This window comes from Porphyromonas sp. CAG:1061 (assembly GCF_000435035.1).
GTDB lineage: Bacteria > Bacteroidota > Bacteroidia > Bacteroidales > Porphyromonadaceae > Porphyromonas_A > Porphyromonas_A somerae.
In genome coordinates this window covers 1-5,931 of the sequence record NZ_HF988855.1, presented here as the reverse complement: position 1 = coordinate 5,931, position 5,931 = coordinate 1, and the positions used below count along the sequence as shown (strand labels likewise).

Here is a 5,931-nt window from a genome sequence, read left to right as displayed (position 1 = left end):
CGCCCAAGAGATTGTCAGTAGTCTTAGTCTACCGTGGGCCAAGCAATATTGGACCATCTTTGATAAGAAACTAGACCTCGTTGCAGCTCGAGTGACTCCCTCCTCCCCTCTCGTTGGGAAAAAGCTGATCAATCTCTCAGACTTTGAGGATAAGGTGATGCATATTTTGGCCATTGTACGGAATGGCCATACCATCATACCACGTGGTCAGGATGGCATTGAGGTCAATGATGTCCTTTACATCACTTCTATGCCCAAGTACCTCGATCAGGTGAGGAACTTCTGCGGGCAGGATAAGCTAGAAGTGCATAGAGTCATCATCATGGGCGGTAGTAGAATCGCCCTCAAAACGGCTCAGCTACTCCCGGATGATCTGAACATCAAGATTATAGAGCGAGACTATGATAAGTGTATGAAAATCTCCGAAGTGGTCGCCGATCATACCCTCGTCATTCATGGAGATGGCAGGGACCCCGACCTATTGGTCAATGAAGGGATCAAGAAAACCGATGCCTTCTTGTCCCTCACCAGTTCATCGGAGAGCAATATGCTCGCCACCCTCAATGCCAAAAGGCTTGGGGTGCCCATCTCTGTTTGCCAAATAGAGAATCTCGACTACCTCGACATAGCCAATGAGATGAAGATAGGCAACCTCATCAATAAAAAGCTGATTGCCGCTTCCGTCATATTCAGATACCTACTCAATATTGATATCTCCAATGCCAAAACCCTATCCATAGGGCAAGGTGAGGTGCTCGAAATAAACGTACGTGAAAAGTCATTAGTCACCACCAAGCCGGTGATGGAACTTAATTTACCACAAGAAATTACCATAGGCGGCTTGGTGAGGGATGATCAAGTAATACTCGTAGAAGGTAAAACTCAGATTCTAGCTGGCGATATGGTGATGGTTTTCTCCCAAAACGCCTCTCCAAAGGATCTGAATAAGCTTTTTGGATAGTTCATACGATATGCCATTCATAGATCACAACGAATACGAAACCAAGCGAGGCTTCAACTACAAGTTTGTCGCCCTCGTGCTAGGGCTACTCAGCCTATTCCAAGCCATCTTCTTACTGATATGCCTGGGCGTCTCCTTGCACTATCATGATGATGGATTCAAAGCACTCCTCACCACCATTGGCCTTAATTTCGTGGTCGGATTGCCTCTAGCACTCTATGGAAAAGGACAGAATAGCTATGATACAGGGCGAAGAGAGGGTATGGTCACCGTAACCCTTAGCTGGGTATTGACATCTCTATTGGGTATGATGCCCTACCTATTAGGCGGCTTTATCCCCAACGTTTCAGAAGCCTTCTTTGAGTCCATGTCGGGCTTCTCGACCACTGGAGCCAGCATCCTCACCGATATCGAAGCACTCCCACGTAGCATCTTGCTTTGGAGAAGTATCACACAGTGGATCGGGGGCATCGGGATTATCGTATTTATTGTAGCCCTAGTCCCCTTCGCAGGAGAAAGTGCCTCCGTAGTTTACGACCACGAGACCACCGGCATTACCCACGACCGTTTTGTGCCCCGCATCGGCGTCATGGCGAAGTGGATCATGTTTATCTACATCATTCTATCCATCCTTTGTGTACTCCTATTGTGGGCTGGTCCCTTTACATTGTACGAAGCAGTTTGTCACGCTGCCACTTGCATCAGCACCGGAGGATTCTCGATTTACAATCAATCTATTGCCGAGGTTAATTCCGACTATATCATTATCGTCCTTACTATCTTTATGCTCTTTGGTGCCACCAGCTTCACCCTGATCTACTTCGCTACCGTTCGCAAAGAGCCCAAGAAGCTGTTCCGAGATTCAGAGTTCCGCTGGTTCATTTCCATCATCGTAGTCATCTCTATTGCCTCAGCCCTTTGGCTCTACTTCGGTGAATACTACACCTCTTTTCCTCAAGCATTGGAGCACGCTACATTTCAAGTAGTCAGCTTGTTCTCCACCACGGGATATGTGATTCAAGACTACAACTTTTGGGGGGCACCATTTTGGATCATTGCTCTATTCCTCATGTTTGTGGCAGGGTGTTCAGGCTCCACTAGTGGAGGGCTCAAGACCATCAGGTTCAGCATCCTCACCCGCAATCTCCTCAATGAATTTACCCGACGCACCCACCCCCAAGCCATTGTACCATTAAGGTATAACGGCACAGTGGTCAAGGATAAAGTGATCACACAGGTGTACAACTTCTTCTACGCCTACCTCACCCTATCCATTATCGCCACCTTTTCCATTTCACTAGAGGGCTACTCCTTTACCGATGCCGTATCCGCCTCCATCGCCTGCATATCCAGTTCAGGCCCAGGGCTCAGTGCCTTCGGACCTTTCTCCAATTATGCTAGCTTAGGCGACTTCAATACGTTTTTACTTTCATTCCTAATGCTGGTCGGACGCTTGGAGATATTCACCGTAATCACGCTACTACACCGTAGCTTTTGGAGAAACTAAATAGAGATCTTTTAAAGAAATACTTTACTATGGACTTACATGTAGAAGACATTAGAAGGGATTATAAAGTAGGGAGCTTATCCAAAAAAGATATGCCCGCCGACCCTATTAAGAAAATGGAGGAATGGCTGGAAGAGGCGATCCATCAAAAAGTAATTGAGCCTACAGCTATCATTGTAGCTACTTCTACCCCCGATGGGCACCCCTCCACCCGAACCGTATTGCTCAAAGAGCTAAAGGATGGGAAGGTTATTTTCTACAGCAACTACGAGAGCCGTAAAGGCCAACAGATCCTCGACAACCCACACGTATCGGTCACCTTCCTCTGGCACCAGCTTGAGCGACAGATTCACGTAGAAGGGATCTGCCAACATGTTGCCCCAGAGGTGAGTGATGCCTACTTTAATAAGCGACCCTATATGAGCCGAGTAGGAGCACGCATATCTCCTCAGAGTCACCCAATTCCAAATCGAGCTTACATTGTAGCAGAGTTTGCAAAGGAAAGCCTAAAGTACACGGGTACTTTACGAAGAGTACCCCGACCAGATACGTGGGGAGGTTTTGAAGTCACGCCTAACAGAATTGAGTTTTGGCAAGGGAGAGAGAGCCGACTTCACGATAGGTTCCTATACGAACTCCAACAAGATGGCACCTGGTCCCTCGTACGCTTAGCCCCTTAAGGGGATAACGTAGCACGATATATGATGTGCGTCGGTATTATGCCAACCATCAAACGCAACAACCAAATCGGAGTCATTAATTAACCTACCAAGTACGGGGCTCAATACCCTCTTATAGGGCGGCAATATTCCGTCGCCCTACGGAATCTATTCCTTATGCGTGCGGAATCTGTTCCACTTGCATGTGGATTCTGTTCCGCATGTGGTATTCCTGAAAATAGTATGTGATATTCCTGAAAATAGTACACACGGGTTCATGTATTCCTGTTATTGTGTACACCGCCAAACTGTTATTCCTGAAAGTGTAAACACTTTGTGTCCTCTATTCCTGAAAGTGCACACATCCAAGCGACAAATGCAATATACAAACTGATAACAAAAGTCATATAATACATAAGTTATGAAGAATAAGTTACTGATATTTATTCTACTAGTTTCAGGTGTTTTTATAGGCGTCTGTAATGCTCAAGAAAACACACATAAAATCTCTATAATTGACAACATCACTATGGAGCCAGTGCCTTATGCAATGGTCTCTTTTGGTCATACCAATGGGGTTTATAGCGACGCAAATGGTCAGTTTCGTTTAACAAAAGAATTGACAGACGTCATAGCTATTTCACACCTATCCTATAAAGATACAATTGTGATGGCAAGTGAAATAGTTGATGGTATTATCTTTCTTACACCAATTTCATACTCATTGAGTGAAGTTGTGGTAACTAAGTTTACAGGTCCCCTTTCAAAGAAAGGAACAACTGAAGGTAAGCATCATAGCAGCTATGCACCTCTACCATTCACTATTAATGCATTATTTATCCCATACGATGAGTCTTGGGTTGAAGCACCACAAGTGAGTGAAATCTTTTTGGATCTAAATTTCAGTGGTAACTCAAATGCTACAATACAGTATTATCTCTCAATGCCAGATCCAACAACTGGGAACCCTAACGGAAAAGCTCTTACAAAGCAAGAACAGCTATATTTAGACAGAAGAGACAACAAAATTAAAAATAGATATTACTCTATGGTTGAGGAACCATTTTTATTCCCTAGAACAGGAATGTTTATCGTCTTTTTTGTAGCAGATCCGAGTTTTTCATATACAGAAATGCTGAGTGTATGGGGAACTAAAAAGTTTAAAATGGCAAAGTATATGCCATACGGTTTCTATTTGACCGGTAAGACAAAAGAACCTAGATCATGGCCCTTTAATGTCTATTCAGAAGGATCCACATGGAGTATACACGACCACACAGACGCGGATTGGAATAAAATGGGAAAAGAGATGAAGGTGGGAAATGAAGGAACTGTATTTAACTTTATGGGAGGAGTCATTTTACAACTACCAAAGTAGTCTCTATTTGCCTATTTCAAATTGAATTGGGGACTTGGTCCATCGCTCAAAGCTCTTACCCATCAAAGCACAATTAATAAAGATAGTACCGCCCTCCTCTTTCATACCATAATCTTCGTGCATATGCCCAAAGATGTGGAATTTCGGTTTTACCTTCTTTACTATATTTAATAAGGTATGGCTTCCATAATGACCATATAACTCTGAGACATCCTGCATTTCATAAGGTGGTTGATGCGAGACCAATACATCAATATCATTCTCACAAATAGCTTTTAGCCTAGGAGGGAGCTCTTTACTACCATAGGGCTCCACATAAAATGGAATGCCACAGATCTTTATTCCCTTGATAATCACACTTGAATAGTTGAGAAAGTGGCAATTTGAAGGCAACCCACTTATATTAGCTCGCAGCAGTGCTTCATCATGATTTCCACAAATGAATACTTTATGCTTATGTGGTAGATTAGTAAACCACTCTAAGAAGTCCAGTGCTTCCCCCTTTGTTCCAATCATCGAGAAATCACCTGCATGAATAAGCAAATCAGCATCTGGAGGTGCTTCACTTCTCCAATGCATCCCATGCGTGTCGCTTATCGCTAGTACTCTCATCGTAATCAAGAATCTGACTTTCGAGGCTTACACTATGTGGGAAGCCTCATTCCACGTCTATCTTTTTGCAAAGATAATACTCTCTTATGCCGAATTTAGGCATACGGATAAAAAGAGATTATCTCCCAACAGAAAAGGATTGCCCGATAGATTTGCTGGACTTCTCCAAAATTAAGGTAAAAACTATGTGTAGCCAATTCACCGATTATTTCAGATACTGTCCCAAAAAAGTGTGTAAGCCCCAATAATGCTATCTTTGTAAAGTGTGAATTAATAACAAAAAACATAGACATTAGCATGAGACTTACACGGGTGCAAGATAATGAATTTTTCATACTGTATTATTAAAATGCAAGAAAGAAATAATGTAAGATTTGACGACCTTAAGAATCAGCTCTGGAAGAATGATGAACAACCAGAGAATGCTAATGCGATTATTTATAATGAGTTCTCAAAGATAGATACGTCGCATCATCAATAAATACACAAAGAAAAGCTTCCCCCTGAGGGCAAGCGACAGCGAGCCGGAAGGTGAAGCTTGGGTAGCAGAGACCAACACATCCACACTACCCCGAACGGGGTACATATAGATAACAACCTATAAATCTCAAAGTGCAACCCCTTCGGGCTTCTACCACCAGCACCCGACAGGGTGCTCTGGATGCCCTCATCGGACAAGTCGAAAATACGCCTCTTCTATTCTGCTATAAATCAATGGATTAGAAAGGCGAAAATTGAGATGCAACTAAGCATTTGCTTAGTTGCAACTCAATTTTTGCTTTGAGACTGTTGCACGAAGGCGATCTGCTACGTT

At 43.5% G+C, this 5,931-nt stretch carries 6 protein-coding genes; 5 read left to right on the top strand and 1 reads right to left on the bottom strand.

Annotated elements, in window-relative coordinates:
- From QVO39_RS01255 to QVO39_RS01240, 4 genes are all read left to right on the top strand, one after another.
- Positions 1–961, top strand: a 961-nt coding sequence (locus QVO39_RS01255) for a TrkA C-terminal domain-containing protein (protein WP_288171395.1), incomplete at its 5' end; no start/stop codon positions are given.
- A gap of 10 nt (positions 962–971) precedes the next feature.
- Positions 972–2,468: a TrkH family potassium uptake protein gene (locus QVO39_RS01250; protein WP_021902679.1), complete on the top strand. Its 1,497-nt coding sequence runs from the start codon at positions 972–974 to the stop codon at positions 2,466–2,468.
- A 29-nt stretch (positions 2,469–2,497) separates the two neighbouring features.
- A complete protein-coding gene (gene pdxH / locus QVO39_RS01245; protein WP_021902678.1) occupies positions 2,498–3,148 on the top strand; it encodes a pyridoxamine 5'-phosphate oxidase in 651 nt (216 codons plus the stop codon).
- 400 nt (positions 3,149–3,548) lie between these two features.
- Entirely contained in the window at positions 3,549–4,505 is a 957-nt protein-coding gene (locus tag QVO39_RS01240) for a peptidase associated/transthyretin-like domain-containing protein (RefSeq protein ID WP_021902676.1), read from the top strand.
- A gap of 3 nt (positions 4,506–4,508) precedes the next feature.
- On the opposite strand, the gene QVO39_RS01235 is transcribed toward QVO39_RS01240, so the two are convergent.
- Complete coding sequence (locus tag QVO39_RS01235) at positions 4,509–5,117, bottom strand: metallophosphatase domain-containing protein (protein WP_288171390.1); 609 nt, start codon at positions 5,115–5,117, stop codon at positions 4,509–4,511.
- A 349-nt stretch (positions 5,118–5,466) separates the two neighbouring features.
- Between QVO39_RS01235 and QVO39_RS01230 the strand changes: the two genes are divergently transcribed.
- A complete protein-coding gene (locus QVO39_RS01230) occupies positions 5,467–5,598 on the top strand; it encodes a hypothetical protein (RefSeq protein ID WP_021902673.1) in 132 nt (43 codons plus the stop codon).
- Positions 5,599–5,931 lie beyond the last annotated feature (333 nt).

Bases quoted from the DNA above. Each gene is read 5' to 3' on its own strand.
- QVO39_RS01250 (WP_021902679.1), top strand. From the start codon at position 972: ATGCCATTCATAGATCACAACGAATACGAAACCAAGCGAGGCTTCAAC.
- pdxH (WP_021902678.1), top strand. From the start codon at position 2,498: ATGGACTTACATGTAGAAGACATTAGAAGGGATTATAAAGTAGGGAGC.
- QVO39_RS01240 (WP_021902676.1), top strand. From the start codon at position 3,549: ATGAAGAATAAGTTACTGATATTTATTCTACTAGTTTCAGGTGTTTTT.
- QVO39_RS01235 (WP_288171390.1), bottom strand. From the start codon at position 5,117: ATGAGAGTACTAGCGATAAGCGACACGCATGGGATGCATTGGAGAAGT.
- QVO39_RS01230 (WP_021902673.1), top strand. From the start codon at position 5,467: ATGCAAGAAAGAAATAATGTAAGATTTGACGACCTTAAGAATCAGCTC.